General features: G+C 62.5%; 26 protein-coding genes and 1 pseudogene. 9 read left to right on the top strand and 18 right to left on the bottom strand.

The window, feature by feature from the left end:
- Nucleotides 1-58: 58 nt before the first annotated feature.
- From JQ597_RS14385 to JQ597_RS14370, 4 genes and pseudogenes are all read right to left on the bottom strand, one after another.
- On the bottom strand, nucleotides 59-220 hold the full coding sequence (locus JQ597_RS14385; protein ID WP_212034131.1) for a hypothetical protein: 162 nt from the start codon (nucleotides 218-220) through the stop codon (nucleotides 59-61).
- Nucleotides 221-250: 30 nt separating this feature from the next.
- Nucleotides 251-418 (bottom strand): hypothetical protein, encoded by a 168-nt coding sequence (locus JQ597_RS14380; RefSeq protein ID WP_212264911.1) that lies wholly within the window; start codon nucleotides 416-418, stop codon nucleotides 251-253.
- A gap of 165 nt (nucleotides 419-583) precedes the next feature.
- Nucleotides 584-2,207: pseudogene (locus JQ597_RS14375) on the bottom strand (ABC transporter substrate-binding protein).
- Nucleotides 2,208-2,527: 320 nt separating this feature from the next.
- Entirely contained in the window at nucleotides 2,528-2,704 is a 177-nt protein-coding gene (locus JQ597_RS14370) for a hypothetical protein (RefSeq protein ID WP_212034130.1), read from the bottom strand.
- Here JQ597_RS14370 and JQ597_RS14365 point away from each other — a divergent pair.
- On the top strand, nucleotides 2,688-3,218 hold the full coding sequence (locus tag JQ597_RS14365) for a hypothetical protein (protein WP_212264910.1): 531 nt from the start codon (nucleotides 2,688-2,690) through the stop codon (nucleotides 3,216-3,218). The two genes, JQ597_RS14370 and JQ597_RS14365, sit on opposite strands and share 17 nt — an antisense overlap.
- Nucleotides 3,219-3,223: 5 nt before the next feature.
- On the opposite strand, the gene JQ597_RS14360 is transcribed toward JQ597_RS14365, so the two are convergent.
- Entirely contained in the window at nucleotides 3,224-4,699 is a 1,476-nt protein-coding gene (locus JQ597_RS14360) for an MFS transporter (protein ID WP_212264909.1), read from the bottom strand.
- Nucleotides 4,700-4,835: 136 nt separating this feature from the next.
- On the opposite strand from JQ597_RS14360, the gene JQ597_RS14355 reads away from it, so the two are divergent.
- The 4 genes from JQ597_RS14355 to curA all read left to right on the top strand — a co-directional run bounded on the left by JQ597_RS14355 (nucleotide 4,836) and on the right by curA (nucleotide 8,711).
- Nucleotides 4,836-5,084 (top strand): hypothetical protein, encoded by a 249-nt coding sequence (locus JQ597_RS14355; RefSeq protein WP_212264908.1) that lies wholly within the window; start codon nucleotides 4,836-4,838, stop codon nucleotides 5,082-5,084.
- A 196-nt stretch (nucleotides 5,085-5,280) separates the two neighbouring features.
- On the top strand, nucleotides 5,281-6,771 hold the full coding sequence (guaB, locus tag JQ597_RS14350; protein ID WP_212264907.1) for an IMP dehydrogenase: 1,491 nt from the start codon (nucleotides 5,281-5,283) through the stop codon (nucleotides 6,769-6,771).
- 135 nt (nucleotides 6,772-6,906) lie between these two features.
- On the top strand, nucleotides 6,907-7,530 hold the full coding sequence (locus tag JQ597_RS14345) for a hypothetical protein (RefSeq protein WP_212264906.1): 624 nt from the start codon (nucleotides 6,907-6,909) through the stop codon (nucleotides 7,528-7,530).
- 161 nt (nucleotides 7,531-7,691) lie between these two features.
- Entirely contained in the window at nucleotides 7,692-8,711 is a 1,020-nt protein-coding gene (gene curA, locus JQ597_RS14340) for an NADPH-dependent curcumin/dihydrocurcumin reductase (RefSeq protein WP_212264905.1), read from the top strand.
- A 10-nt stretch (nucleotides 8,712-8,721) separates the two neighbouring features.
- Here curA and JQ597_RS14335 read toward each other — a convergent pair whose 3' ends face one another.
- The 9 genes from JQ597_RS14335 to JQ597_RS14295 form a co-directional block, all read right to left on the bottom strand.
- The gene (locus JQ597_RS14335; RefSeq protein WP_212264974.1) at nucleotides 8,722-9,786 is read right to left on the bottom strand and encodes a LacI family DNA-binding transcriptional regulator; all 1,065 of its coding nucleotides are present in this window, start codon (nucleotides 9,784-9,786) and stop codon (nucleotides 8,722-8,724) included.
- 150 nt (nucleotides 9,787-9,936) lie between these two features.
- On the bottom strand, nucleotides 9,937-10,965 hold the full coding sequence (locus JQ597_RS14330; RefSeq protein ID WP_212264904.1) for a succinylglutamate desuccinylase/aspartoacylase family protein: 1,029 nt from the start codon (nucleotides 10,963-10,965) through the stop codon (nucleotides 9,937-9,939).
- Nucleotides 10,966-11,031: 66 nt separating this feature from the next.
- Nucleotides 11,032-11,376 (bottom strand): RidA family protein, encoded by a 345-nt coding sequence (locus tag JQ597_RS14325; RefSeq protein WP_212034121.1) that lies wholly within the window; start codon nucleotides 11,374-11,376, stop codon nucleotides 11,032-11,034.
- Between the two features lie 38 nt (nucleotides 11,377-11,414).
- Nucleotides 11,415-12,212 carry a transporter substrate-binding domain-containing protein gene (locus JQ597_RS14320; RefSeq protein WP_212264903.1) on the bottom strand — a complete coding sequence of 266 codons (798 nt, stop codon included), beginning with the start codon at nucleotides 12,210-12,212 and terminating at the stop codon, nucleotides 11,415-11,417.
- Between the two features lie 47 nt (nucleotides 12,213-12,259).
- Nucleotides 12,260-12,988, bottom strand: a complete 729-nt coding sequence (locus tag JQ597_RS14315; RefSeq protein WP_212264902.1) for an amino acid ABC transporter ATP-binding protein — start codon at nucleotides 12,986-12,988, stop codon at nucleotides 12,260-12,262.
- Nucleotides 12,975-13,625: an amino acid ABC transporter permease gene (locus JQ597_RS14310; protein WP_212264901.1), complete on the bottom strand. Its 651-nt coding sequence runs from the start codon at nucleotides 13,623-13,625 to the stop codon at nucleotides 12,975-12,977. Before JQ597_RS14310 ends, JQ597_RS14315 begins: the two co-directional genes overlap by 14 nt.
- Before the next feature lie 13 nt (nucleotides 13,626-13,638).
- Nucleotides 13,639-14,298: an amino acid ABC transporter permease gene (locus JQ597_RS14305; RefSeq protein ID WP_212264900.1), complete on the bottom strand. Its 660-nt coding sequence runs from the start codon at nucleotides 14,296-14,298 to the stop codon at nucleotides 13,639-13,641.
- A gap of 356 nt (nucleotides 14,299-14,654) precedes the next feature.
- The gene (locus JQ597_RS14300) at nucleotides 14,655-15,494 is read right to left on the bottom strand and encodes a metallophosphoesterase family protein (RefSeq protein ID WP_212264899.1); all 840 of its coding nucleotides are present in this window, start codon (nucleotides 15,492-15,494) and stop codon (nucleotides 14,655-14,657) included.
- 185 nt (nucleotides 15,495-15,679) lie between these two features.
- On the bottom strand, nucleotides 15,680-16,387 hold the full coding sequence (locus JQ597_RS14295) for an acriflavin resistance protein (protein WP_349628832.1): 708 nt from the start codon (nucleotides 16,385-16,387) through the stop codon (nucleotides 15,680-15,682).
- Between the two features lie 189 nt (nucleotides 16,388-16,576).
- On the opposite strand from JQ597_RS14295, the gene JQ597_RS14290 reads away from it, so the two are divergent.
- Together JQ597_RS14290 and JQ597_RS14285 are read left to right on the top strand one after the other, a co-directional pair.
- Nucleotides 16,577-16,999 (top strand): MAPEG family protein, encoded by a 423-nt coding sequence (locus JQ597_RS14290; RefSeq protein WP_212264972.1) that lies wholly within the window; start codon nucleotides 16,577-16,579, stop codon nucleotides 16,997-16,999.
- Nucleotides 17,000-17,090: 91 nt separating this feature from the next.
- Nucleotides 17,091-18,389: an RsmB/NOP family class I SAM-dependent RNA methyltransferase gene (locus JQ597_RS14285; RefSeq protein ID WP_212264898.1), complete on the top strand. Its 1,299-nt coding sequence runs from the start codon at nucleotides 17,091-17,093 to the stop codon at nucleotides 18,387-18,389.
- Between the two features lie 97 nt (nucleotides 18,390-18,486).
- Here JQ597_RS14285 and JQ597_RS14280 read toward each other — a convergent pair whose 3' ends face one another.
- Together JQ597_RS14280 and JQ597_RS14275 are read right to left on the bottom strand one after the other, a co-directional pair.
- The gene (locus JQ597_RS14280; protein ID WP_212264897.1) at nucleotides 18,487-18,819 is read right to left on the bottom strand and encodes a DHCW motif cupin fold protein; all 333 of its coding nucleotides are present in this window, start codon (nucleotides 18,817-18,819) and stop codon (nucleotides 18,487-18,489) included.
- Between the two features lie 217 nt (nucleotides 18,820-19,036).
- A complete protein-coding gene (locus JQ597_RS14275; RefSeq protein ID WP_212264896.1) occupies nucleotides 19,037-19,411 on the bottom strand; it encodes a nuclear transport factor 2 family protein in 375 nt (124 codons plus the stop codon).
- Nucleotides 19,412-19,544: 133 nt separating this feature from the next.
- Between JQ597_RS14275 and guaA the strand changes: the two genes are divergently transcribed.
- Both guaA and JQ597_RS14265 read left to right on the top strand, forming a co-directional pair.
- Complete coding sequence (gene guaA / locus JQ597_RS14270) at nucleotides 19,545-21,140, top strand: glutamine-hydrolyzing GMP synthase (protein WP_212264895.1); 1,596 nt, start codon at nucleotides 19,545-19,547, stop codon at nucleotides 21,138-21,140.
- Nucleotides 21,141-21,273: 133 nt separating this feature from the next.
- Nucleotides 21,274-22,686, top strand: coding sequence for a sensor histidine kinase (locus JQ597_RS14265; RefSeq protein ID WP_212264894.1), 1,413 nt, complete (start codon nucleotides 21,274-21,276; stop codon nucleotides 22,684-22,686).
- A 263-nt stretch (nucleotides 22,687-22,949) separates the two neighbouring features.
- Here JQ597_RS14265 and JQ597_RS14260 read toward each other — a convergent pair whose 3' ends face one another.
- A complete protein-coding gene (locus JQ597_RS14260; protein WP_212264893.1) occupies nucleotides 22,950-24,356 on the bottom strand; it encodes a Dyp-type peroxidase in 1,407 nt (468 codons plus the stop codon).
- A gap of 3 nt (nucleotides 24,357-24,359) precedes the next feature.
- The gene (locus JQ597_RS14255) at nucleotides 24,360-25,766 is read right to left on the bottom strand and encodes a DUF8225 domain-containing protein (RefSeq protein WP_212264892.1); all 1,407 of its coding nucleotides are present in this window, start codon (nucleotides 25,764-25,766) and stop codon (nucleotides 24,360-24,362) included.
- Between the last annotated feature and the right edge of the window lie 669 nt (nucleotides 25,767-26,435).

The following is a 26,435-nucleotide window of genomic DNA, read 5'->3' as shown; positions in this document are numbered from 1 at the left end:
TCAAATAAAAGAGGCCGCCCGACTGGGCGGCCTCTTGCCGGCCTGATGCCGCGAAGGATCAGAAACGGAACGGACCAAGCGGAATAAACGGAATCGGGAACGGAAACGGGTCGGTCGGGAAGGTCGGGCCGGTCCCGGTCGGAAGTCGTGGGCAGGTCTGCTTGATCATGCCGCCGGCAACCTTGTTCAATTCATCGAGGCTCAGTTCATTCTTGTTCATGTCAGTCTCCTGTTGGTTTGGGATTGATGGTTAGCCGATGGTCCAACGCACGAAGACGTCCTTGAACGTCCAGTCGCCGGTCGGGTACGGCGGCTTCGGCACCGGGCGTCCCGGAATGCAGCCGCCTTCCTGCACGCCGCCAGCCACGATTTCCAGCGCAGCGTCGTCGAGCAGATCTGAGGTCTTGAACTCGGTCATGGTCGTCTCCCGTTTGTCTTTGAAGCGGGACCGTTCCCGCCATCCATGCTCACAGGGATACGGCACCGGCCGGGCCTTTGCCGTGACTGACATCACACAGCAAATCAGACGGGTTTCCATTGCAGATTGAAGAGGCTGGCTAGCCGGCGCCGATCGCTTGATCGGCTATCCCTTGACGAACTGCCTGAAGTCGGGCTCGCGGTGAAACCAGAATTCGTAGCCGCTGATGTTCTTTTGCATCGCGACGTCGTGGATCGGCTGGTTGAGCGGAATCACCGGAACGTCGCGCATGCACAGCGCAATGAACGCCTTCACGGTCGTTTCGTACTCCGCGGCATCGGTCAGCAAAGCGCGCTTTGTCGATCAGCGAGTCCATCTCCTTGTTCTGGTACGAGGAGATGTTGAAGATCGAATTGTTGCCGTGGAAATTCCAGTAGAAGTAATATTCGGGATAATCGAGCCAGCCGCTGAATCGGTTGAGCGCCAGCGGCAATTCCTTCTTGTTCAGCGTCGTCCGCCAGTTGGCGCCCGGAATCTTGCTGATGTCGGCCTCGATACCGATCTTGGCGAGGCTCTCCTGAATGAGCACGATGGTGGGCTCGCCGACCGTTGCCGTGCCGGTGTCAAGCGAGAGCGTCGTCTCGAACCCGGTCTCAAAACCGGCCTCTTTCATCAGCGCCCTGGCCTTGTCGAGGTCGGTGACATAGGGGAAGGGTTGTGGCCATACCGGCTTCGAGACCTCAGTGGGGCCGCCATACATCGGAACGGCGCGGCCGAAGAAGGCGCTGCTCTGGATCTGTTCGTAAGGCATCGCCCAGGCGAGCGCCTGGCGCAGTTTGACATTGTCGAACGGCGGCTTGGCGGTATTCAGCGCCAACGACCAAAGCGCATTCGGGATCGGCACGCCGGAGACCTTGACCTTGCCGTCCTTGATGACCTGATCGAAATCACGCGGGGCAAAGCCGCTCGAGAGATCGGCATCGCCGCGTTCCAGCGTGGCCCGCCGCGTGCCGGCGGAAGGGATGTCCCGCATGATAATGCGTTTGATTTTCGGAAGCGGGCCGCTCTTCCAGTCGTCGAAGCGCGTCAGGACGGTCTCGGTGCCGGGCTTCCAGCTGTCAAGCTTGTAGGCGCCGCCGCCGGCCTCGTTGTTCTTCAGCCAGCTCAATGCCCAGGGATCCTCTGGCGTCGCATTCTTCTTCGCCAGTTGCGAATTGATGATGAAGGGGACGACGACGGCGACGTTGAACAGCAGCAGTTTGTCCTTGCGGACATAGTCGATCCGGAAAGTGTGGTCGTCGACGACGACGAACTGTTCCGTTTTTTCCAGCGAGCCCGCCGACATCTGAAAGGTGGGAAAACCGCCGACCTTGACCGCGCGATCAAACGACCATTTGACGTCGCTGGACGTGACCGGCGTGCCGTCGTGAAACTTTGCGTCCTTGCGCAGCTTGAAGGTGCAGGACATGCCGTCGGCCGCAACTTCCCAGCCCTCGGCCAGTTCAGGCGCGAGTTTTTCGCGGTCGTAGGACAGCGTCCCGTCGGGCAGCGTTTTTGACGCGTAGGTCAGGAGCCGGTCGTAGCAATTCCAGGACAGCCCGTTGACGGTCTGGTTCGAACCGACGCCCTGCATATCAAGCGAATTGGGGCCGAGCTCCTGCACGACCAGCAATGTTTCCGAGCGGCCTTGCGCAGCGGCGTCCGAACCGTGGAAACCTACGGCTGTCGCGCCGGCCAGGGTGGTCTGCAGAAAGTGCCGGCGGCTGAGGAAAAACGATGAATGCGACATGAGCAGCGATCCCTCTGCAGAACAAAGATGCTCATTTGCAGGCAAGGTCTGTGCCACAGGTGGGTAAGCGCTTCGGTGCGTTGCGCCTTCATTGGGCCGGGTGCAAACATGCTGAAATCGACGCGATTGCCCGTCGACGAGGCGATCGAATGAAGCGCAGGCAGTTTCGCCGGCGGCGCGGCTTGGCGCGTCCGCAGAAGGCGTCGGTCCATGCGCGGCGTCGCGGCTCAGCTTCCAAAAACTCGCAATAACGGCCTCAGCGCCTTTCAAGCTTCGGCGCCGAGGCCGTTAGAGTCAGAAGCGCTATTCGCGCCAGCGTGTCAGCTGCAGTGCAACTGATCGCCCTTCACGGTCAGCGTACTGCCTGAGAGGACGCAGCTCGCCGCGAACCACAGCCGATGGAGGTTCTCGTAAAGGGTGCGTTCACCGCCGCTCACGAGTTCCAGATCGGTGTCGTCGAGACGATTGGTCGAAGCTTCCGTGTTCGCTTTGGTCATAGACGTTTCCCTCCTTGATTTCTGGCGAGCCCATCTCGCCAGGAGGGAAATCTTTGCCAGTGTATCGATGGATCGCAGTGATAAAAATCACATACAACCGTATGTCAGGACACGGCGCTATCGTCCCACGCCCGAACCCGGAGCAGGAGTTACCGGCGATCCGCTGGGGGAGGTATTGATTGCGGGATTTCCAGAGGGATTCCGCGCGCTGTTCGCGCCGGCGGCAGCGCTGCCGGCATCGTTGCTCAAGCCGGTGGTCGAACTGCCTGTCGTCGTGCTGTTGACCGACGGTCCCGTGGTGGAGCCGCTTGTGGTCGATCCGCCGGTTGCGGTGCTGCCACCGGTGGAACCAGTACCGGTCTGTGCGAGCGCGAAGCTGCTTGCAAGTGCAAGTACCGCGGCCAATCCAAGCGTTCCGAATTTTGCGAGTTTCATGGTGTCTTTCCTTTCGAGGTACGAAAGGAAAACGGTTGCGCCCGGATATGTTTCCGGTGTCGGGATCAACTGGGTGTGACGGATCTATCCCAGCCGCTGATCGCGCGCGTCCTCGGTGCCTTCGCTGGCGGCTTTGGTCGCGGCCTTTTCTGCGCCCTTGCGGCTGGAAATCTCGACCGCTTTGCGGCCCGAAATTTCGTGCCCGGCGTCATCGGGCATCTGCCAGAAGAACCAGGCCGACACCGCCGAGATGATCGCGACCACGATGAAGGCCGGGCCGAACATGGTTGCATCCAGTTCGGTGGCGTGATGCCACAGCATGGTCGATTCCACCGAGAACGCGCCGACGGCGACGCCGGCCGAGGTCGCCAGCTGCTGGTTGACGCTCACAAGCGTGGTGGCGCGGCTCATCTGCGCCGGTTCGACTTCTGCATAAGCGACGGTGTTGATCGCGGTGAATTGCAGCGAGCGGAAGAAGCCGCCGACCACGAGGATGAGGAAGATCAGCGTCAGGGGCGTCGTGATCGTGAACAGGGCGCAGGCGGCGAGAAATACCGAGCTGATGATGGCGTTGACCGCCATCATGTTGCGAAAGCCGAAGGTGCGGATGATGCGCGCGGCCAGCGTTTTCATGCCCATGGCGCCGACCGCGGACGAGAACGTCACGAGGCCGGACTGGAACGGCGTTAGCCCAAAACCTTCCTGCATCAGCAGCGGCAGCAGGAATGGCAGCGCGCCGATGCCGAGCCGGAACAGGAAGCCGCCATAGATGCTGGCGCGCAGCGTCTGCAGCCGCAGCATCGAGAAGTCGAGGACCGGCGAACCCGTCTTCCGCGCGTGCACCATATAGAGCGCCATCGAGATCGAACCCACCGCAACCAGGCCCGCGACGACCGTCCACGGCAGGAGATTGAGCCCGGCGACCGAGAGGCCGAAGGCGATGCCGGCGAGGCCAATGCCCGCCAGCACCAGCCCGTAGAGATCGAACCGCTCCGGGTCTTCGCTGCGGATCGGATCGATGTATTTCATCGCCATGAAGATGCCGAGCAGCCCGATCGGAATGTTGATCAGGAAGATCCAGTGCCAGGAGAAATAGGTGGTGATGAAGCCGCCGAGCGGCGGCCCGATCACCGGGCCGATCAGCGCCGGCACCGTCACCCATGTCATCGCCTGGACCAGCCCGCTTTTGTCGATCGAGCGCAGCAGCACCAGTCGTCCGACCGGCGTCATCATCGCGCCGCCGAGACCCTGCAGGATGCGCGCGATCACGAAATGCGTGACCGACGTCGACATCGCGCAGCCGATCGATCCCAGCATGAAGACGCCGATGGCGATGGAAAATACCATCCGCGCGCCGAAGCGGTCGGCGGTCCAGCCGCTGGCGGGAATGAACACCGCGAGCGAGAGCAGGTAGGACGTGATCGCAAGTTTCAGCGTCAGCGGGCTGGTGCCGATGTCAGCCGCGATCGCCGGCAGCGACGTCGCAATGACCGTCGCGTCCATGTTTTCCATGAACAGGGCGGTGGCCACGATGAGCGGGATCAGGCGCTGTTTGTCCATCGGGAATCGGGGTGCGGGAGGGCAGGCGGGGTGAATTGGGCTGTATCACCCCGCTGTCGGACAAGCCATTGCGGAACCGTGCAAACCACCTAAATCCTGCGTGACGCCGCCAACTGGCGCCACCGGAGACCCGACGATGATCTACCTGCTCGCCGCGCTGTTGCCGCCACTTGGGCTGCTCCTGAACGGGCAGCCATTTTCGGCGATCTTCAACCTCGTTCTGCTGGTGTTTTGTCTGGTTTTCGGCCTGTTTTTCCACGTCCTGCTGCTGGTGCCGTCGGCGCATGCGCTCATCGCGGTTCACATGAGGCGGGAGGACCGCCGGCACCGGGAGGTGGTGGAGGCGATCCGCCAGCACGGCCCGCCGCCGGGATATCAACGTTAAGGCCCTTTAACTAAGGGCTTTTCGGGAAAAGCCTGTGCATAGCGGCCAAACGCTTTGATTCGGCCGCCTGCCATGCTATCGACCACCGTCAACCCCACCGATGGGCTTCGATTCGACGGCAGCGCCGCTCGCGCAGCCGAAGGCGACGTTCATCTTAAATAATATGCGGCGGAAGGCCGCCGAAAGGAGTTGGCAAATGGCGCAGGGACTTCAGGCTATCCGCGAAGCCTACACGTTCGACGACGTGCTGCTCAAACCCGGTCTTTCCGACATCCTGCCCTCGGAGGCGGATATCCGCTCCCGCGTGACCCGCGCAATCCCGCTCAACATCCCGATCATTGCTTCCGCAATGGATACGGTGACCGAAGCGCGGATGGCGATCGCGATGGCGCAGGCCGGCGGCGTCGGCGTCATTCACCGCAATTTCGATCCCGAAGGCCAGGCCGCCCAGGTGCGGCAGGTCAAAAAGTACGAATCCGGCATGGTGGTCAATCCGCTGACCATCGGCCCCGACGCCATGCTGTCGGACGCGATGACGTTGATGACCGATCACGGCTTCTCCGGCATTCCCGTGGTCACCGGTGCCTCCAAGGGCGTTCCCGGCAAGCTGGTCGGCATCCTCACCAACCGCGACGTCCGTTTTGCCACCGACCCCAGGCAAAAAATCTCCGAGCTGATGACGCATGAAGGCCTCGTCACGGTGCGCGAAGGCGTCAGCCAGGACGAGGCGAAGCGGATGCTGCACAAGCATCGCATCGAAAAGCTGCTGGTGGTCGACGAGCAATATCGCTGCGTCGGCCTGATTACCGTGAAAGACATGGAAAAGGCGGTCGCGCATCCGCTCGCCTGCAAGGACGCGCAGGGACGGCTTCGCGTCGCGGCGGCGACTACGGTCGGCGAGGGCGGCTTTGAGCGCACCGAGCTGCTGATCGACGCTGGTGTCGACCTCATCGTGGTGGATACTGCGCACGGCCACTCCTCGCGGGTGCTGGAAGCCGTCAATCGCATCAAGCGGCTTTCCAACGCCGTGCAGGTCATCGCCGGCAACATCGCCACCAAGGAAGGCGCGCAGGCGCTGATCGATGCCGGTGCGGATGCGATCAAGGTCGGCATCGGGCCGGGTTCGATCTGCACCACGCGCATCGTCGCCGGTGTCGGCGTGCCGCAACTGACAGCGATCATGGATGCGGTCGAAGCCGCCAAGAAATCCGACATCCCCGTGATCGCCGACGGCGGCATCAAATATTCCGGCGATCTGGCGAAGGCGCTCGCCGCCGGCGCCGACATCGCCATGGTCGGCTCCTTGCTCGCCGGCACCGACGAGACCCCGGGCGAAGTGTTCTTGTGGCAGGGCCGTTCCTACAAGGCCTATCGTGGCATGGGCTCGGTCGGCGCGATGGCGCGCGGCTCGGCGGACCGTTACTTCCAGCAGGACATCAAGGACACGCTCAAGCTGGTGCCCGAGGGCATCGAGGGCCAGGTGCCGTATAAGGGCCCGGTCGGCAACGTCATGCACCAGCTCGCCGGCGGTCTTCGCGCGGCAATGGGCTATGTCGGCGCGCGCAACCTCGCCGAATTCCACGAGAAGGCGCAGTTCGTGCGCATCACCGGTGCGGGCCTGCGCGAAAGCCATGTCCACGACGTCACCATCACCCGCGAAAGCCCGAACTATCCGGGCGGAGTTTGAGCTAAGGCCCGTCATTCCGGGGCGATGCGCAGCATCGAACCCGGAATCTCGAGATCCCGGGCCTGGTCCGGACCATCCCGGAATGACGCTGCCTTCATGCGCTAGCAGCGCTGTTTTTGAAAGAAATTGAACATCATGGTCGATTGGTCGGACGACAGGATTGCCGCGCTTTCAAATCAGGATTTGAAGAATCTGCTCGTCAACGCCGAGCGGAAAGCCGCGGCTGATATCATCGCGCGGTGCAACGCCGAGCTGCAAAAGCGCAACGCGGCCAAGCCAGGCAAGGCATCGAAGCCGCGCACCGAGGCAAAAGAGTTCGAGCACGCGATGTCGGAGCAGCTCGCCGAAATCGGCAAGGCGATGGCCGCCAAATTCGATCTGTCGGAAGAGACCGCGAAAGCGAAGTCGGTTGGCATCAAGGGTTTCAAGGCCCACAAGCTGCTCGACTCCAAGGGCTTTGCAAAACTCGGCGGCATGCAGCGCGACGGTTCGGTGGCGGTCGACCGCTATATTTCCTATCGGCGAGGTACTGACATCGTCTCGCTCAGTGTCTTCCTGCTGAAGGATCAGCCGGTCGAAACCCATGAATTTCACGTGATCGCGCCGGCGGCCTTGCTCGATGGGGCAAAGCCGATCGCGGAAGTGCGTCCCACCGCGACCGCGGACCAGAAGCAGACCGCCGATAGCGGGCTTGCTTTCGCGGATTTGCCAAGCGCTGCGGCGGCGTTTGAGGCCGCGCTGGCAAAAATCGCGGCCTGATATTCGAGTACGGTAATATCAGCCGTCATTCCGGGGCGATGCGAAGCATCGAACCCGGAATCTCGAGATTCCGGGTCTGGTGCTTACGCACCATCCCGGAATGACGTAGCATCATCGCTACGCTCGCAATGACGACAAATAACAATCCGGAGGAAACAACCATGTCCGCAAAACGCATCGTTCTCGCTGCTCGCCCCGTGGGCGAACCGAAGCCATCCGACTTCCGCCTCGAGGAATATACCGCGCCGACGCCCGGTGAGGGCCAGGTCCTGCTGCGCACCATCTGGCTGTCGCTCGATCCCTACATGCGCGGGCGGATGAGTGACGGCCCGTCCTATGCGGCGCCGGTGCCGATCGACGGCGTGATGGAAGGCGGCACGGTCAGTGAGGTGATCGCCTCGAGCAATCCCGGTTTTGCGAAAGGCGACATCGTGCTGTCGCGCGCCGGCTGGCAGACGCATGCGATTTCCGACGGCAAGGGACTCGCCAAGATCGATCCGAAGCTCGCACCGATCTCGACCGCGGTCGGCGTGCTCGGCATGCCCGGCATGACCGCCTATACCGGCCTGCTCGATATCGGCAAGCCGCAGGCGGGCGAAACCGTCGTGGTGGCGGCGGCCTCCGGCGCCGTCGGGTCGGCCGTCGGCCAGATTGCGAAGATCAAGGGCGCGCGGGCGATCGGCATCGCCGGCGGCAAGGACAAATGCGACTACGTCAAAAAGGAACTCGGCTTCGACGATTGCCTCGATCACCGCGATCCCGATCTCGCGGCGAAGCTGAAGGACGCCTGCCCGAAGGGCATCGACGTCTATTTTGAAAACGTCGGCGGCGCGGTGTTCGAGGCGGTATTTCCGCAGCTCAATGCGTTCGCGCGCATGCCGGTCTGCGGCTTGATCGCCGAGTACAATAATTTCGGCGAGACCTCGCCGAAATGGGCCGGCAAGATGATGCGCGCGGTGCTGACCAAGCGCCTCACCATCCGCGGCTTCATCGTCAGCGATTTTGCCGCGCGCCACGGCGACTTCCTGCGCGACATGTCGCAGTGGTTTCGCGACGGCAAGATCAAGCACAAGGAATTCGTCACCGAAGGCCTCGACAGCGCGCCCGCGGCGTTCATGGGCCTGCTCAAGGGCGCCAATTTCGGCAAGCAACTGGTGCGCGTCGGGCCGGACAAGGCGTAGGGAATCGGTCTCAGATGCTGCCGCGCTCGACGAAGAAGAGTTCGACCGCGTGTCGCTGCAGCGCATGCGGCGTACCGGCCAAACGCGCCAGCAGAAGTTCGCCGGCGATCCGGCCGATCGCCGCGGAATCAAATGCGATCGTGGTGAGGCCCGGCGTCATCTGATCCGCCACGTCGTTGTCGCCGAAGCCAAGCAAAGCAAGATCGCGCGGCACGGACAGGCCGCGGGAGCGCGCTTCGATCAGCGCCCCCGTTGCCAACAGATCGTTGGCGCAGAAGACGGCGTCGACCGGACCGCCACGGGCGAGAAGGGCGCCGAAGGCGGTGCGGCCGTCGACAAGACCGGTGATCTCGCCGACGGCGATCTCGTGCACGATCTCGATGCCGAGCTTTCCAGCCGCTGCGCGAAAACCATCGCGGCGTAGCGCGCCGCGGCCGCTGCTGCGACCGATGAAGGCAACGCGGCGATGTCCGGCGGCCGCCAGTCGCTGTGCCGCCATCGCTCCGGCGTCGGCGTTGGAGAATCCGACGAGCATGTCGATCGGATCACGCGGATAGGCCCATGTCTCGATCACCGGAATGGCCAGTTCCTGCAGGGCGGCCCGGTTCTCTTCGAGCTCGATCACGCCGGTAAACAGCACGGCCGCCGGCCGGATGCCGCGCAGCGACTGCAGCATCGCCACTTCCCGGGCATAGGAGTAGGAGGTCTGACCGACCAACACTTCGTATCCTTCCGGCTCGAGCGCCGCAGCGAAGCTTCGAACGGCCAGGCCGAACTGCTGGCTGAGGATATTGGAGACGAAGGCAATGACGACGTTGGAGCGGCCCGAACGCAACGCCCGCGCGTGAGGGTTGGAAGCGTATCCGGTCGCCTCGATGATCTCGAGAATGCGGTCGCGGGTCTCGCGATTGACCTTCTCGGGATGACGCAGCACCCGCGACACCGTGATCGGGGAGACCCCGGCGCGTTCCGCCACCTCTTCGATGCGCGGCGGTCGCCCGACCGCAGTGCCGCGCCCGGGCGGCGCCGGAATTCGCACGACATCATCGAAGGTTGTCACGGTCGGATCGGCCATCGAACCCAAGTGCTGGCGTTGTCTAGAGCCTTTTCCGTTCCGATGGAATCGGAACGGGGCTCTAGATTCTTGATTTGACGCGTTTTCTTGACGCGAACCGGCGTCCACTTCGCTGGAAAACGCTCTAGAGTCGTTTCGCGCATCAAAATCTCATCGGCCCGAAACCTCACCCCGTGTCAACGGCCGGCCAACCTGGACCAGGCAATCACCGCTCTGGCAGTCCGTGTGGAGACGTTGCGAGATCACGATCCCGGCGGCGGGGAAGTGCAGCACTTCCTCCGGCGCCTCGGGTCGTTCGAAATCGTGGTACCAGCCCGCCACGTCGCCGTCCCTGACCCGCGCGCCGACCACGACCGCCGGTTCGAACCAGCCGCGCCGTGTCGCGAACACCGCCTGGGCGTGGCTCTCCAGCGCCAGCAGTTCGGTTTGTCCTTCGATGGGGACGTGTGGGCCGAGCACCGGTGCATCAATGATGCCAAGCGCGAGCAGCAGGCGGTCCACGGCCCGGGCGGTCAGGGCCATCGTCTGCGGCGTGACGGTGCCGCCGGAGCCGAATTCGCCGGAGATGCCGATCGCTCGTGCCCGCGCGGCGGCTGCCATCGAGGTCGGGGCTTCGGGACCGTTTTCGGCGACGAAGGCGAACGGCATTCCGAGCCCCTCCATGAGACTGAGCGCGCGGGCGAACATGTCCGGCGGGCCTTGGCGCTCGATCAGGGCGCAAGGCAGATGCGCCATCGACGTCCCACCGGAATGGATGTCGAAGATCACGTCGTGGCGGGGGAAGAGTTCATGTTCGAGGAAATGAGCGAGCCGGAAAGTCGGCGTGCCCGAGGGGTCGCCAGGGAAGGCGCGGTTGAGATTGCCCTCGTCAAGCGGCGAGCGTCGGCGGGCTGCCATCACCGCCGGGAGATTGGCGAAGGGCAGGATCGTCACCGCGCCCTTGATGATGGCGGGATCGAGCCGGCGAAACAGCCGCGCGAGCGTGATCTCACCCTCGTATTCGTCGCCGTGGTTACCTGCCATCAGCAGAACCCGAGGGCCCGCACCGTTGCGGATCCGGAAGATCGGAATCTTGACCTGGAAATAGGGCGATCGATCGATCGAGAACGGGATGCTGAGGTGGCCGGACCATTTGTGGTCGGCGTCGAAGTCGATCTCGTGGAAAAGTCCGGTATGCATTGGATGCCTCAGGGCCGCGTCGTCACCGACGCCGGCCGAAGGTTGAAGGAGAGCACGAAGCGCGTCTCAGACGGCGGCGACGGCCGTCATCTCGACGCGCAAATCGGGGTCGGCGAGCCGCGCTTCGACGCAGGCGCGTGCAGGCGGATTGGCGGGATCGATCCAGGCGTCCCACACCGAGTTCATCGCCTCGAAGTCGGTGATGTGCGGCAGGAAGACGTTGACCGCGACCAGCCTGGAGCGATCGGATCCCGCCTGCTTCAGCAGCGCCTCGATCTTGCCGAGCACCTGGCTCGTCTGGGAAACGATCCCCGCCTTGCGGTCGTCGGCCACCTGGCCGGCGATATGCACCATGCCGGCGCAGACAACGGCCTGGCTCATGCGCGGGCCGACCAAATAACGTTCAATCATGTTTGCAGCTCCTCGAGAAAAAAGAAGTTCGCCTGAACTCACAAGGTCGGCAGTGACTGCTCTTCCTTGAACCACTTCAGCTGCAGTGCGCCGAGCTTGCCGTTCAGCTTGTTGGTGAAGAGGTCGGTGTTGATCCAGTTGAGCAGATTCTGCTCGCCCTGCCGCAAGCCGATATGCGCCGGCGACTGACGGATGAGGAACTTCAGCTCGACCTCCTTGGTTGGATTCTGCTCTTTCACCTTGAGCGCGATCGCGCTGTTCTCGGCGAAGGTGTCGGCCTGGCCGGCGAGATAGGCGGCGATCGCCGCGGGAGTGTCCTCGAAGCGCACCAGCTTCACCTTTGGCGCGTTGTCGGTGAGCCAGACGTCGAGCGTCGTTCCCTTGGCCACAGCGACGGTGTGGCGTTCGAGGTTTTCGGCCTTCTTGCCGGTCGCTGTGGCAATCGACTTCGGACCATAAACGCCGAGATTCACAACCGCGTAGGGCTGGGAGAACATGACCTGCTGGGCGCGTTCCGGCGTTGCACCAAGACCTGCGATCAGGACATCGATCTTGTCGGACAGCAGGCTCGGGATGCGCGCCGCGCCCGTCACCGGGACGAGTTCGAGCTTTACGCCCATATCAGCCGCAATCAGCTTGGCGAGGTCGGCGTCGAGGCCGGCGATTTCGCCCTTGTCGTCCTTGAAGCCCCAGGGTGCAGCGTCGGTGAGGATGCCGACGCGCAGACGTCCGGCACCGAGCACATCCTGCAGCTTGTCGGCCCTGGCAAGACCCGGCGCAGCGAGGACGGCGAGCGCCGTGGTGGCGATAGCGAAGAGGGATTTCAATCTTCTCATAACTCTCTCCTGGTGGCGGCACGATGGCCGGTTTGCTTGGAAGGTGCTCATTTCACCGAGGCGATGAAACTTGCGAGTTCGGGGGTCTCGGGTCGGACGAACAGTTTCGACGGCGGTCCCTGTTCCCAGACGCGGCCCTGATGCATGAAGACGATGCGGTCGGCGACGTTGCGGGCAAATCCCATCTCGTGCGTGACAAGGATCATCGTCATGCCCTGGCGCGCCATCGCCTCCATCACCTTCAAGACCTCGCCGACCAGTTCGGGGTCGAGCGCCGACGTCACCTCGTCGAACAGCATGAGGTGCGGGGCCATGGCGAGGCAGCGGGCAATCGCCACCCGCTGTTGTTGACCGCCGGAGAGCTGCTCCGGCCAGGCGTCGATCTTGTCGGCGAGGCCGACGCGGGCGAGGACATCCAGGGCAAGCGGGCGCGCTTCGGACTTGCCGATGCGGCCGGTGAGCAATGGGGCCAGCGTGATGTTGCGTTCGACCTTGAGGTGGGAAAACAGGTTGAAGGCCTGGAAGACGATGCCGACGCGCTGGCGAAACTGCCGCAAGTCCGGCATCCTGGCGTGGACCCTTTGTCCCTCGACGTGAATCTCGCCGGCATCGACCGTCTCGAGCGCGTTGATGCAACGGAGCAGCGTCGATTTTCCCGAGCCGGAGCGGCCGATGATCGTGACGATCTCGCCCTCTTCGACGTCGAGCGAAACGCCGTTGAGCACGTCGGTCCGGCCGAACTTCTTGTGGACGTCGCGGATTTCAACGAGAGCCATCGAGGCGAGCCTCCAGGGAACGGGACCACAGCGTGAGCGGCAGGCAGGTTGCGAAGTAGATCGCCGCGACCACGGCGTAGGTGAGGAGGGGCTGGAAGGTCGCGGCGCTCACCACCTGGCCGGCGCGCGCCAGCTCGACGAAGCCGATGATCGAAGCGAGCGAGGTGCCCTTCACGAGCTGGACGAGGAAGCCGACCGTCGGCGGCAGCGACAGGCGCAGCGCCTGCGGCCCGACGATGTGGCGGAATTGCTGCCAGCGCGACAGGCCGAGGCAGGCACCGGCTTCCCATTGCGCCTGCTTCACGGCCTCGAGCCCGCCGCGCCAGATCTCGCCCAGGAAGGCTGCGGTGTAGAGCGTGTAGGCCACCGTAACCGCGACGAGCGCCGGCACCTGGATGCCAAGGAACACCGGCATGCCGAAGTAAAAGAAGAAGAGCAGGCCGAGCAGTGGCACGCCCTGGATCACCTGGATCGCTGCGGCCGAGATCCAGCGCAGTGGGGCGAGGCGGCTGATCCGGCCCGTCGCCAGCCCAAGTCCGAGCGGCGCGCCGAAGCCGAGCGCGAGAACGACAAGCACCACCGTCCAGCGCAGCGCCGAGAGCAGCGAGACGAAATCGATGAAGGAGAAGGATCGCATGCGGCGGCCTGCCTCAACGCCGCCGGGGCCAGCGGAAGGCGAGGGCGCCTACCACCGCGAACAGGATCTTGAACGACATCGCCATCGCGAAATAGACCGCGCAGATGATCGCGTAGACTTCGACGCTGCGATAGGTGCGGCTCTCGATGAAGCCTGCGACGTGGAACAGCTCGTCGGCGGCGACCTGCGAGGCGAGCGAAGTCCCGAGCAGGAGCAGCACGAACTGGCTGGTCACCGCCGGATAGGCGTTGCGCAGCGCCGGCGGCAGCAGGATATGGAAAAACACCTGCCAGCCGCTGAGACCGAGGCATTGGCCGGCCTCGATCTGGCTTTTCGGGACGGAGTCGAGGCCCGAGCGGATGATCTCGACCGAATAGGCGCCGAAGTAGAGTGACAGCGCCACCGCCGCCGCCTCGAACGCCGGCAGCTTCAAGCCGAAATTCGGCAGCACGAAGAACACGATGAAGAGCTGGATCAACGATGGCGTATTGCGGAACAGCTCGATGTAGCCGCGCACCAGCCAGCGCGTGGGCTTCACGCGCCCCTTGAGTGCGACGGCGCCGGCGGTGCCGATCAACAGGCCGAAGCAAGCGGCTATGACGGTCAGTTCGAGCGTGACGATCGTCCCATCGATCAACTGGTCGCGATAGCGCCACAGCGGCAGGAAGTTCATCGCCGTTCCATCAGCCGAAACGGGTGTGCAGGACCGGCCTCAGGGTCCTGTCCGCATCGGGACCGAAGATCACGCGCCACCGATCGAGCTGGGTGCAGGAATGGGAGAGGCCGAGGGGGATGTGTCGCTCCATCTGTGGCGATCCAAGGTGCCGGATCACCGTATGATAAAATGACAACGTTGTTATTACCAGTTTTCAGCCAGATTTGGCCCAAGAAGGAGGCAAAGGCATATCCAGGGAGAGGGTGACAGCGGACGAGGAACCTAGCCCGCGCCGAGGACCAGCCGGCCGGGCGAAACGGAACGGCGGCCAAAGCGGACGGCCGTCGACCATTCTGAATTCGCGGGTTCGCGCGCTAGCTGGCCGGCGCTTTTTGGAGCAGCTCGTCCAGGTCGACATCGACCTGGCCCGGCGCGCGGACGTGGCGGACTTCAAAACTGTCGGGCGTGAACCGGTATTCGACCAGCCCGGTTTCCTTGATCGCGATCAACGGCTGCATGCGACCAGGAATGACGAAGCCCACAGACGGCGCCCAGACATGGCGGACGCGGCCATAGGTGAAATCGCGGCGCTGGTGGACATGGCCGGAGGCGATCAGGCGCAGATCGACCGTGCCGAACATCTCGATCAGCCGCGCCCGCGCGGGCTGCGGCACGTAGCGGATCGCTGAAGCCTCAAGCTCGGGATCGTCGGGCGCGTCGAGATAGAGCGGCTTGTGCAGGAACAGCGCGACCGGCCTGCCGTTCGTGCGTGACAGCTCCGACGCCAGCCAGTCGAACTGCTCGGCCTCGCTGCCAAGTCCGGTGTTCATGATCAGCGAGTTCAATCCGACAAAACACCAGCCGGCTTCGTCGAACCGCCAGCGGTCTTCGCCGATCACAGCGCGAAAGTTTTGCAGGTGCTGTTCGCTCGCCGGATGCGACGGCACCGGTCCAACCGCGGTCGGATTGTCGCCGATGTCGTGATTGCCGGGCAGATAGCGGCAGGCAACCGGCAGCTCGGCGTGTAGCGATTTGGCGAAGGCCAGATCGTCCGGGCTGGTCGGGGCACTGAATGCGAGATCGCCGCTGTTGATCACGAGATCAGGCCGCGTCGCGTCGATATGCGAAGCTACGCGATGAAAATTGTCGGTGAGCTTTGCGAGGCGGCGGGCGAGGTGGGTATCGGAAATCTGGGTCAGGCGGAATGAGCTCATGCGAAAATCCTTTCGTCCCTGATTATAGATTTGTCGGCGACGGAATGATGAAATTCCAATGGTAACCGCCCCGTCCGACGACAGGCAACCGAAGGTTGTTTGAAGGATTGTTTGAAAAGATGTTCGAATTGAGAACGCCGCGTCTTCCTTCCCTCTCACAAGGGGAGAAGGGAAAAGAGATCGGCTCACAGCACGCGGTAGCGGATCGCAAAAGCGTTGTGCGTCTCGGGTGTCACGGTGTCGCCCTTCGCAAGCGTGATGCCGTCGGCCAGATGCCACGGCCCGAACTTGTCGGAATGCGTCGGGCTGGCCGGCAGCCGCAGCTTGAACTGGGTTTGCGCTCTCCCGGGCAGATTGAGCACCACCATGCGTTCGGTGGTGCGGTAGTCGAGCGTGACGGTTCCCGTGAGCACGCTGCGGCCGTCCGATGTCGAGGCCAGCGCATCCAGCACTTTGGCCAGCTTCTGGTTCCGGTCGGTGAGCAGTTCCACCTGGGTATCGGCAATTGCGGTCAGCGCCGCCTTCGGCAGCCGGATTTCGAACTCCACCGCGGGTTTTGCCGGATTGATGCCGAGATAGGCCAGCGCGGCATGCCTGACGTCGTAGACCACGAAGGCGACGAGGGCGATCACGACAACAGCGGCGAGGCCGTGCTTGAAAAGGTCGCGCGGGCTGCGGTAGCCGCTGCGGAAATAGACCGACAGCACGATGGCCACCGCCAGCGCGGCGGCGACACCGGCCAGCGTCGACATGACAATGCCAAGCCCGCCATCGACGCTGTCGTCGAACCAGCCGGTTCCGGCGCCAACCATCCGGAGCAGGGAGGTCACGGAATCGCCGGGCACTTCGGCCACGCGGGCCGCGCCGGTCCAGAGCGGTGAGGTGATGTTCATGGCGCCATCTCGAAGGTCGCGTCGGAGCTGTCCGAAGCCGGAATGACCTGAACCCTCCAGCTTTTGGTCACGGCGGTGCCGATTGCGGTTCAAGCGGACGCGGCTGCTGATTTGTCACAGGGCGGCACCCCCGCTATTGGTTGGCCGGGCGGCGAACGCCCTGCGGGGGAGATTCCCATGGGCGTCCTGATGTCGATTCAGCTGGTCTTGCTGCCTGTCTTTGCCCAGGTCGGGCTCACCTTTGCGCTTCTGCTGTGGATGGCCACGGCGCGGACCGGTGCCCTGAAAGCGAGGGAAACCACCCTGAAGGACATCGCGCTGCGCCAGCCGAACTGGCCCGAAAAGGCCACCCAGATCGGCAATTGTTACAGCAACCAGTTCGAAATCCCGGTCCTGTTCTACATCCTGATCGCGCTGGCGCTGCCGCTGCGCAAGGCCGATTTCTTCATCCTGCTGATGTCCTGGGTGTTCGTCGTGACGCGCTTTGCCCATGCCGGGATTTTCGTGACCTCCAACGATGTCCGGACCCGCTCGCTGGCCTGGTTCGCCGGCGTCCTTGTGCTGCTGGCGATGTGGATCTACTTCGCGCTGAAGATGCTGTTGCTGATTTGAGAGCATGATCCGGAAAAGTGGGAACCGGTTTTCCGAAGAAGATCATGCTCAAAGAGTAAGGCTTGCGCCCTTCTCGAACCGAAAGCTTTGAATGACCCCCGCCGCCCGGCTGTCCGCAGCCATCGAACTGATCGACACTATCGACGCCCAGCGTGTTCCCGCCGCCAAGGCGCTGAAGGAGTGGGGCACCGCGCACCGCTATGCCGGCTCCGGCGACCGTGCCGCGATCTCGGGCCTGATCTGGGACGTGCTGCGCCGCCGCGCCTCGAGCGCCTGGCTGATGGAGGCCGACACGTCGCGGGCCCGCGTGCTCGGCATGCTCCGGCTTGAGCGCAAGCTCGATACGGATGCCATTGCCGCGCTCTGCGACGGCAGCCGTTTTGCCCCGGAACCCTTGAGCGACGGCGAACGCTCCGCGCTGACCTCGCGTTCCCTCGACGGCGCGCCGCCGCACATTGCCGGCGATTACCCGGAATGGCTGGATGCGCATCTGGCTGATGTGTTCGGCGACGACCGCGTGGCGGAAGCCACCGCGATGGCCAGCCGGGCGCCGCTCGACCTTCGCATTAACACCCTAAAAGCCAACCGCGAGAAGATGTTGCCGCGGCTTTCTCATCTCGGCGCACAGCCGACGCCATGGTCGGCGATCGGCCTGCGCATCGAACTCGGCGCCGATGCCCGCAACCCCGGCATCCATGCCGAGGAAGACTTTATCAAGGGCGCAGTTGAAGTGCAGGATGAAGGCTCGCAGCTTGCGGCATTGCTGTCGGCGGCAAAACCCGGCGAGCAGGTGATCGACCTCTGCGCCGGCGCCGGCGGCAAGACGCTTGCGCTAGCGGCAATGATGCAGGGCAAGGGCCGTTTGATCGCCACCGACCACGACAAGCGCCAGCTCGCGCCGATCCACGAGCGGCTGTCGCGCGCCGGGATCCACAACGCCGATGTCCGCACGCCGAAGGGCGACGCTGACCCGCTGGCCGACATCCACGCCTCAGCCGATCTGGTCGTGATCGACGCGCCGTGCACCGGCACCGGCACCTGGCGCCGCAACCCCGACGCCAAATGGCGGATGCGCCCCGGCGCGCTCGAGGTGCGCTTGAAGGACCAGGCTGAAGTGCTTGATCGCGCGGCGGCTCTGGTGAAGCCGGGCGGCCGGATCGCTTACATCACGTGCTCCGTGCTGCCACCGGAAAACGGCGCGCAGGTTCGCAGTTTTGTCGCGCGCCATCCGGGGTTTGCGGTCGTACCGCCGGAACAGACGGCGAGCGTGCTGTGGGACAAGGCGGAGGATTTTGCCAAGGCCGCGCTGGAAACGCCGGAGGGTTGGCTGATGACCCCGCGGCGCACGGGAACGGACGGGTTTTTCGTGTCGGTGTTGAAGAAGGGGTGAGGCTCTCTGGCCGTCATTCCGGGCGATGCGAAGCATCGAACTCGGAATCTCGAGATTCCGGGTCTGCGCTTCGCGCATCCCGGAATGACGGAGAACATCAATCCACAATAAACAGCTTCACCCCCGTCGTCGTCGACGACCGGTGCGCCGCATCGCCGAAATCAGACACCTGGTAACTCATCCCCGGCGTGAGCTTGAACTTCCGCCCATCCCGCAGCTCGCTATCGAGCTCACCCTCCAGCACATAAAGCACATGCCCGCGGTCGCACCAGTGATCGGCGAGGTAGCCCGGCGTGTACTCGACCATCCGCACCCGCAAGTCGCCGATGTTCAACGTCCGCCACGTCGCCTGACCGGTCTCACCCGTGTGCGTCGTTGGCTCGACCTTGCTCCAGTCGGTAACGGTGAAGGGGAGTGTCGGGATTTTCATGGGGTGAGCGTCCTCAACGATGAATTCACAACTGCCGGCGTCTTGGTCACCTCGCCCCGCTTGCGGGGAGAGGTCGGATTGCGAAGCAATCCGGGTGAGGGGGTACAGGTCTATCGTTAGACCACCATGGCGGAGGGGGCCCCTCACCCCAACCCTCTAAGAGCGAGCTTCGCTCGTCTCGACCCCGCGAAGTGCGGGGCGAGGGAGAAGTCACCCTCTAATGCACCAGATGATTGGCCGAACCCTGTCTGATCTTGCCCTCGTCATTCACCCGCAGATACTCGCAAATTCTCGCGCCGCGATCGTTCTGATACAACACGATCACGCTGTCCGGGCTCACAAAGGTATCGATCAGCTCAAAACGCAAACCGGGCAGCCGCTGCAGAGCCAGGCCCCAATAGGCGCGAAGGGAATCCTTGCCGCGCAGCGTGCCCGAAGCTTCAAAGCCGAGCGCCGGAATCCGGTCGGACGTCATCTCGCTGTCCTCGGCATACATCGCCAGCACGCGTTCCAGATCGTGCGAATTCCAGGCGGAAATCCATTCCCGCCCCAGCGCGGTGAGATCAGCGGCATCGTGGGGCAGGCCTGCCATGGCTTCCTCCGTTTCCGTCACCCAAATTAGGTCAATAATACTGACATAATGGCGCCTGTCCATCCCCGCAGAAGAATGTGAGTCCCCCGTTTGTGCGGTTGCGAGCGCGGCCCCCGTCGCGTAATTCCTGTCCATGACAGCAGCACAGCCCGCAGCAGAGTCGACGCCTTCGGTGGCCTCGGCGCACGACAAGATTCTGATCGTCGATTTCGGCAGTCAGGTGACGCAACTGATCGCCCGCCGCGTGCGTGAGGAGGGCGTTTATTCCGAGATCGTGCCGTTCCAGAAGGCGGAGCAAGCGTTCAAGGAGATGAAGCCGAAAGCGGTGATCCTCTCCGGCGGCCCGGAATCGGTGCATGAGGCCGGCTCGCCCCGCGCGCCGCAGCTCATATTCGACTCAGGCGTTCCCGTGCTCGGCATCTGCTACGGCCAGATGACCATGGCCGCCCAGCTCGGCGGCGAGGTCGAGGGTGGTCATCACCGCGAATTCGGCCGCGCCGACGTCGAGGTCAAGGCGGCGAGCCGACTGTTCGAATCCACCTGGGGCATGGGCGAAAAGCACCAGGTCTGGATGAGCCATGGCGACCGGATCACCAAAATGCCGCCGGGCTTTTCGGTCGCGGGCGTCAGCGCCAATGCGCCGTTCGCGGTCATCCAGGACGAGAAGCGCAAATATTACGGCCTGATGTTCCACCCCGAAGTGGTGCACACGCCGGATGGCGCAAAACTGATCCGCAATTTCGTTCGAAAGGTTTCCGGCCTCACCGGTGACTGGACCATGCGCGCCTTCCGCGAGGAGGCGATCGAAAAGATCCGCGCCCAGGTCGGCAAGGGCAGGGTGATCTGCGGCCTCTCTGGCGGCGTCGACTCGGCGGTCGCCGCGGTGCTGATCCACGAGGCGGTCGGCGACCAGCTCACCTGCGTGTTCGTCGACCACGGCATGCTGCGGCTGGATGAAGCCAAGACCGTCGTCGACCTGTTCCGGCACCACTACAACATTCCCCTGGTGCACGTGGACGCGTCAAAACAATTCCTGGGCGAACTCGAAGGCGTCACTGATCCCGAAGTAAAACGCAAAACCATCGGCCGCCTGTTCATCGACGTGTTCGACACTGAGGCGAAAAAGATCGGCGGCGCGGATTTCCTGGCGCAGGGCACGCTCTACCCCGACGTGATCGAGAGCGTCTCCTTCACCGGCGGCCCGTCGGTGACGATCAAGAGCCACCACAATGTCGGCGGCCTTCCTGACCGTATGAACATGAAGCTGGTCGAACCCTTGCGCGAATTGTTCAAGGACGAGGTCCGCGTGCTGGGCCGCGAACTCGGCCTGCCCGAAATCTTCGTCGGCCGCCACCCGTTCCCCGGCCCTGGCCTCGCGATCCGCTGCCCCGGCGACATCACCAGGGAAAAGCTCGACATCCTGCGCAACGCCGACGCCGTCTATATCGATCAAATTCGAAAGCACGGCCTCTACGATGCAATCTGGCAGGCCTTTGCCGTGCTGCTGCCGGTGAAGACGGTGGGCGTGATGGGCGACGGCCGCACCTACGAATACGTCGTCGGCCTCCGCGCCGTCACCTCCACCGACGGCATGACCGCCGACTTCTATCCCTTCGAGATGAAGTTTTTGGGCGAGACCGCGACGCGGATCATCAACGAGGTGAAAGGGGTGAACAGGGTGGTGTATGACGTGACGAGCAAGCCGCCGGGGACGATTGAGTGGGAGTGAGAACCGGCTGACGTCGTTGGTTTTCAGTGTCCGGCCTTTGCGCGATCGATGATCCAGCGCGGGTCTCAGCATCGACTTGCGGTCGGTCGTACGCTGGGTTTCCCGGGCGTGGGCGCGATGTGGAACCGGTTAGATGACCGCATACGACGATGACGATGTGGCCGGCCGCAGCCGAACCATTGCGGACCTCGAACAAAAACTGAAAAACGTCTCCGCAGAGCGCGACGAGCTGTTTGAACAGCAGGCGGCTACCGCGGCTATATTGAGGGTTATCGGCGGCTCCCGATTCGATCTCCGAACCGTGGTGGACACGATCGCGCGCTCGGCCTGCCAGATTTGCAAGGCGGATCTTGGCGCGGTGTCGCTTCGTGACGGCGACACGTTGACGACCCTTGGCGTGTTTCATACCGATCGCAACATGGCGGATATGGTCCGGCAAATCCCGATCAAGATCGACGATCAGAGTTATGTCGGCCGGACAGTGCTTACCGGCATTCCCTCGACTGTCTCCGATTTCGAGACCCATAGAAAAACCAACCTCTACACGTTCCGGAAGGCGCTCGGATTCAAGTCGATCATGTTCGTCGCGTTGATGCGGGAGGGACGGGCCATCGGCGTCTTCTCCATGGCTCGCAACTCGGAAGGAGAATTTGTGCAGCGGGACATCGACCTGGTCAACACGTTCGCCGATCAGGCTGTCGTTGCCATCGAGAATGTGAGGCTCTTTGAAGAGGTTCGGCAGCGCTCGGACGAGTTGGCGCAGTCGCTCGATGAGCTGCGTTCCGCGCAAAATCGCCTGGTGCAGACCGAAAAGCTGGCGTCGCTGGGCCAGCTCACTGCCGGGATCGCACATGAAATCAACAGCCCGATCGGCACGGGTCTGACGATCGCTTCGAGCCTCGTCCTGCGATGCAACGCCTTTGTCGGCGAACAGGCAGCCGGTTCGCTGCGACGTTTCCAACTCGACGCGTTCGTTGCCGGCGCGCGAGACGCCGCCAATCTGCTCGTCGCCAACCTGGAACGGGCGAGTGAACTCGTACGATCGTTCAAACAGGTCGCCGTCGACGAGACAGCCGCGGATCGCCATTCATTCGATCTCGGACTCGCGACCAGCCAAATGCTGGCAACGCTGCGGCCCCACCTGAACGGACTTGACGTAACGGTGGAGACCAACGTTCCCGACGGCATCGTGATTACTTCTTATCCCGATCTGTATGGGCAGATGTTATCCAATCTGTTTATCAATGCCGTGGTGCATGGCCTTGCGGAGATGCCGCGCGGATTCATCAGGATCAGCGCGCGGCGCGAGGCGGACCAGGTGGAAATCGTCTTCAGCGATAACGGAAAAGGAATGTCCGACGAAGTGCGGCGTCTCGCATTCGACCCGTTTTTTACCACCAACCGTAATCAGGGCGGGACCGGGCTGGGCCTTCATATCGTGCACAACATCGTGGTGCAGCGATTTCGCGGCACCATAAAGCTCGAGTCCGGTCCTGGACGAGGCACGACGTTTGTTATCTTGGTGCCGCTGAACGCTCCCGGTTAGGCGCGGCCCGCGCCTCACCCCGCCGCTTGTCTTCCCCCGATGATTTGTTGTCCGAAGCGCGTAGGACCTCCTACCCTCGGTCAAGTGGGCGGTCTCCCTTTATTTCGAAAGAGTAGCGCCGTGCTCGCTTCGCGCCGGCTGCGCCGGTGCCAAAGGGCATCCTGGACAACATCTGCGCGCGACGCTCTGCCGATCGGCAGCTCGTAGGGTGGATTATTAGCCGAAGGCGTAATCCACCGCATTGCTTCACCGTGAACGGCGGGTTACGGCTTCAAGCCGCCGATTCCGAGCGTGCTATTGACGAAAATTGAAGCTTTGGATAGCAGCTTGCTCGCCCGCCATCCAACGCCGGCAGCTACCGGCTCGGTCAACCGGCCAAGGGTCGTTTTCCCTGGCGCGAACAAATAGCCACCGCCGGTCGGTGTGATCCACTGTTGTCCGTCGTCTGAAAGTTCGACCGTTCCCGAAGGGAAAGCAATAGGCATACTCCTCGGACCATTATTGCGACCAACCAGAAGGTCGTGACCCGCACTTCCCGCCGGCGCGGCCGGACTGTTCATCCACGCTGAGGTCAGAAATTCCAACTGCTCCTGAATGGAGGTCTGGTAAGATATGAACGCCAGACCACGTTCAGCGGGCGGGTCGCTATCAAATGGCGGTCCGAACGGAATGCCGCGGCGAAGGATGCGCGGCACATCGACGACGTCCTTGGGGCCGGATCGAGGATTCACCTTGCGGATGTGAGCGCCCAGCGGGCATTCTGCCCATAACGGGTCGCTCGGAAAATCAAAGGCGTTGTCGTTCGGACGTTGGCCCGGATCGGTGGTGACGCCGATCAGCGTGAGCGCGCCCTTCGGCCAGCGGCCAACGATCAAAGCCTCAAGATGGGCCGCCGTCAAACCAGGAAAATGTTGCGCAAGTGCTTTAGCTTTTCGATGGCAGAAGTCACGAAAGGCCCCCACGTCCTGCGCCAACCGGCGAAACACTAAAAATGAACCGTTGCGCAGATACCCCTTGGGGTCACCGCCTGGGAGATAAGGATTCTCGCCCGCCTTGCGTGCATAGCCAAACACGAAGTTGCCTGCATCGATGACACCGCCAGTATCTATGCCTCTGACCAGCGGTTGCGATACGCCGTCCCGAAAGCCGAAATGCTCAAGGTCGTCGATCCTCCGCGCAGTCTCCCGATACGAATTGCGAAGCCCGGCTGCTGCGGCCTGGGCGAGGAGTTCATCGGCGCGCCCATCAGCGGCCCCCTCATTGTTCGACCCGAAGATCAGCAGCACGTCGAGCGGGTTATCGGGACTACCAACCCGCCAGGCATTTTGGTCCGTGCGATCACCCAGAACCGGACGAGCGCGTTTGCGAAACCCAAGTGTGAAGCCTGCATCGAAAAAAAACAGATCTTCCCGGATTTGGGCGAGAAAATCGGAGCCAATGCCGATACCTAGCCAGACACGCTCGCCGGTCCCCCCGGTGAGTTGAGCCTTCATGATCCCGCGCTCCTCGCGGATATCCGCCATCGACGTAACCGACGGCGCCAACCCTGCCAGCCAAGCGGCAGCATCGCTAGCTCGGCCGGCATCGACTGAAAGTCCGATCAGGACTTGCATATTGGTATTAAAACCAGCGAGGACGTTTCCTTGGATTTCACGTAGATCGAGTTCCACCCCTTAACGGCCCTTATCTAGCGGCGCGGTTGCGGCGACGGCAGCCAGGTTGTGCGTTGACGCGACGATTGCAGCGGGGTCCTTGATCAAGCCAGGGAAGGCGAGGTCAAAATCAGGTGCGCAGGTATCGTTCGTTATCACCAATTGCTGGGTCCCGTGCCGGCGGCAGCAAGTGCCGGTACATGGCAGGCTGGGGTTCTCGCTTCCGTGCTCCCGATCCCAGACGGTTACGAAGAGGTGCACCTGTAGCAAGTCAGCGAGTTGACCAACGAAGCGAACCGGTTCTCCGTCAACTTCAAGGTCCTCAAGCGTAAGTTTTGAGTTTTTGGGAGGCGCAAGTTCCAGGCGAAGCACACGGCTGGTGCTCGGCTTGTCGAGGCCGTTTCCGCGTACCACTGTCCACCAATCCGGCGTAAGATCTTCGCCGCCCCGGGTCTGAACGCGTTGGTGGTTTATCGATGCGATATAGAGCCCGACTGGATTTGCAAGCGTGTAGCGCTTGTTGTTGCGCACCAGCCCATAGGCCTGTTGCGAAATGAGTGGGTCGCTATTTCTATTCGGATTTCCGCCCTCGCAGCAGCAGAGCAGTTCCTCGGGATTGGTTCCGTCAAGGATGGTTCCGTCGGCCTTCAAGCGAAGAATGCCGGAAACCCCGGCCAGATTGACTTCTGCGCCAAGCGAGTTCGCTCGATGCGAGAGATGTACGATGCCCGGATTGATATTGAAGCGATTGCGCGGGTTGAAGCTGCCGGGTTCAGCGACGGTTAGGCGGGATCCATTCGGCAATCTTCGGTAGATGCCGTGCCGCGCACGCAAATCATCTACCCTAATTGTCGAGTCCTCGGTGAAGTCGCGATACAACTCCAACGCTCTGCCTTCGTCGTGTTCGAACAACTCTGAGTAATAGTCGTAACCCTCGGCTACAAATATGGCTTTTGACAGCTTTCCATCGGTGTTCCTGCGGCCAACCCATTCGAGATATTCGTCCTGACGATGCCGGACCGGCAAATGGAGCACGCAGTCATTTTGGTCGACAAATACCCCCGGCCTGTGATCCTCATCACCCAGATGCTCCGCCGCTCGGCGCGTGCCGTCATTGTCGCCCGTCACTGGTTTGAAATCGAGCCAGGGTTTTCGTCTTGTCACGGCGCGTGGAAATGCTGGCCAGGAAGCGATATTGACTGTCTGCCCGGGAGAACTCGGTGGGGTCGTCGCAGGATCGATGTAGCCGAGCGTGGGGGCGTGTTCGGCTATCTCGTCGTCTGTCACGTCGCCTGGGTTTTTCTTGACAATGTCCGCAACGAGTTGACGGACAATGCCACGAGCTTCCTCTGCCATGGCATTATGCCAATTTCTCGGATTTCTGAAGTCGGTTACGCCACCGGGTGCCTCGAATAACCAATCCGTCATGGTGTGCTCCCTTATCCAAGCTAAAAATCACTTTGCCTCGGATGAACTTCACGGCCGAATATGCCGAAGAATCTGGTAACCCGAAAGAATACACGTAAAGGTAGCATTTATGACATTCGGAGTCGAGTTAATAAGGGGAGTTGTCCGCGGTAGCTCGCGAGCCAAGGTGGAAGCAATCCATCGATCGCTCGCGCCGCTTTGGACTGCCGCGCCTCTCACGCAATAACGAAGTTGTCGTTCCACCTGCGACAAAACAACCCGACGGGCAAATCACTTATGATTATCGGAAATCGTGTCAAGTACAAAAATTCTGAAAAACAAAAATATTCTTGTTTCCATCGACCCCAAATCAGGAGCACATCTTTACCCATCCCGTCCCACTCAGAGGGGCGTCGGCCGTCGTCACGACGAGGGACGGGTTGCGGTGGACGCTGATGTTGCGATTGACGGTCGCGGCTGATGCGTACGGCGAAAGCGTGTGGTCCTGGCGCCCGTAACGGCGTCAAGTCTTTCGGGAGCCAACGCTTCCGAGGGGCGACGGTGGCAATAGAGGCCGTCTCACCGGGGAGAGCGCGTTATAAGCCGTAAAGCCATTGCGCAGGGAATGTCGGATGTTCTCCGCTGCCCTGTATGCTCATGTGCAGCATTCTTATGCACAATCGCACATGA

The sequence above is a fragment of the Bradyrhizobium sp. AUGA SZCCT0177 genome, assembly GCF_018130125.1.
In the GTDB taxonomy this organism is placed as follows: domain Bacteria; phylum Pseudomonadota; class Alphaproteobacteria; order Rhizobiales; family Xanthobacteraceae; genus Bradyrhizobium.
The sequence above is the reverse complement of the archived record's forward strand: the minus strand, read 5'-3'. Positions and strand labels throughout refer to the sequence as shown.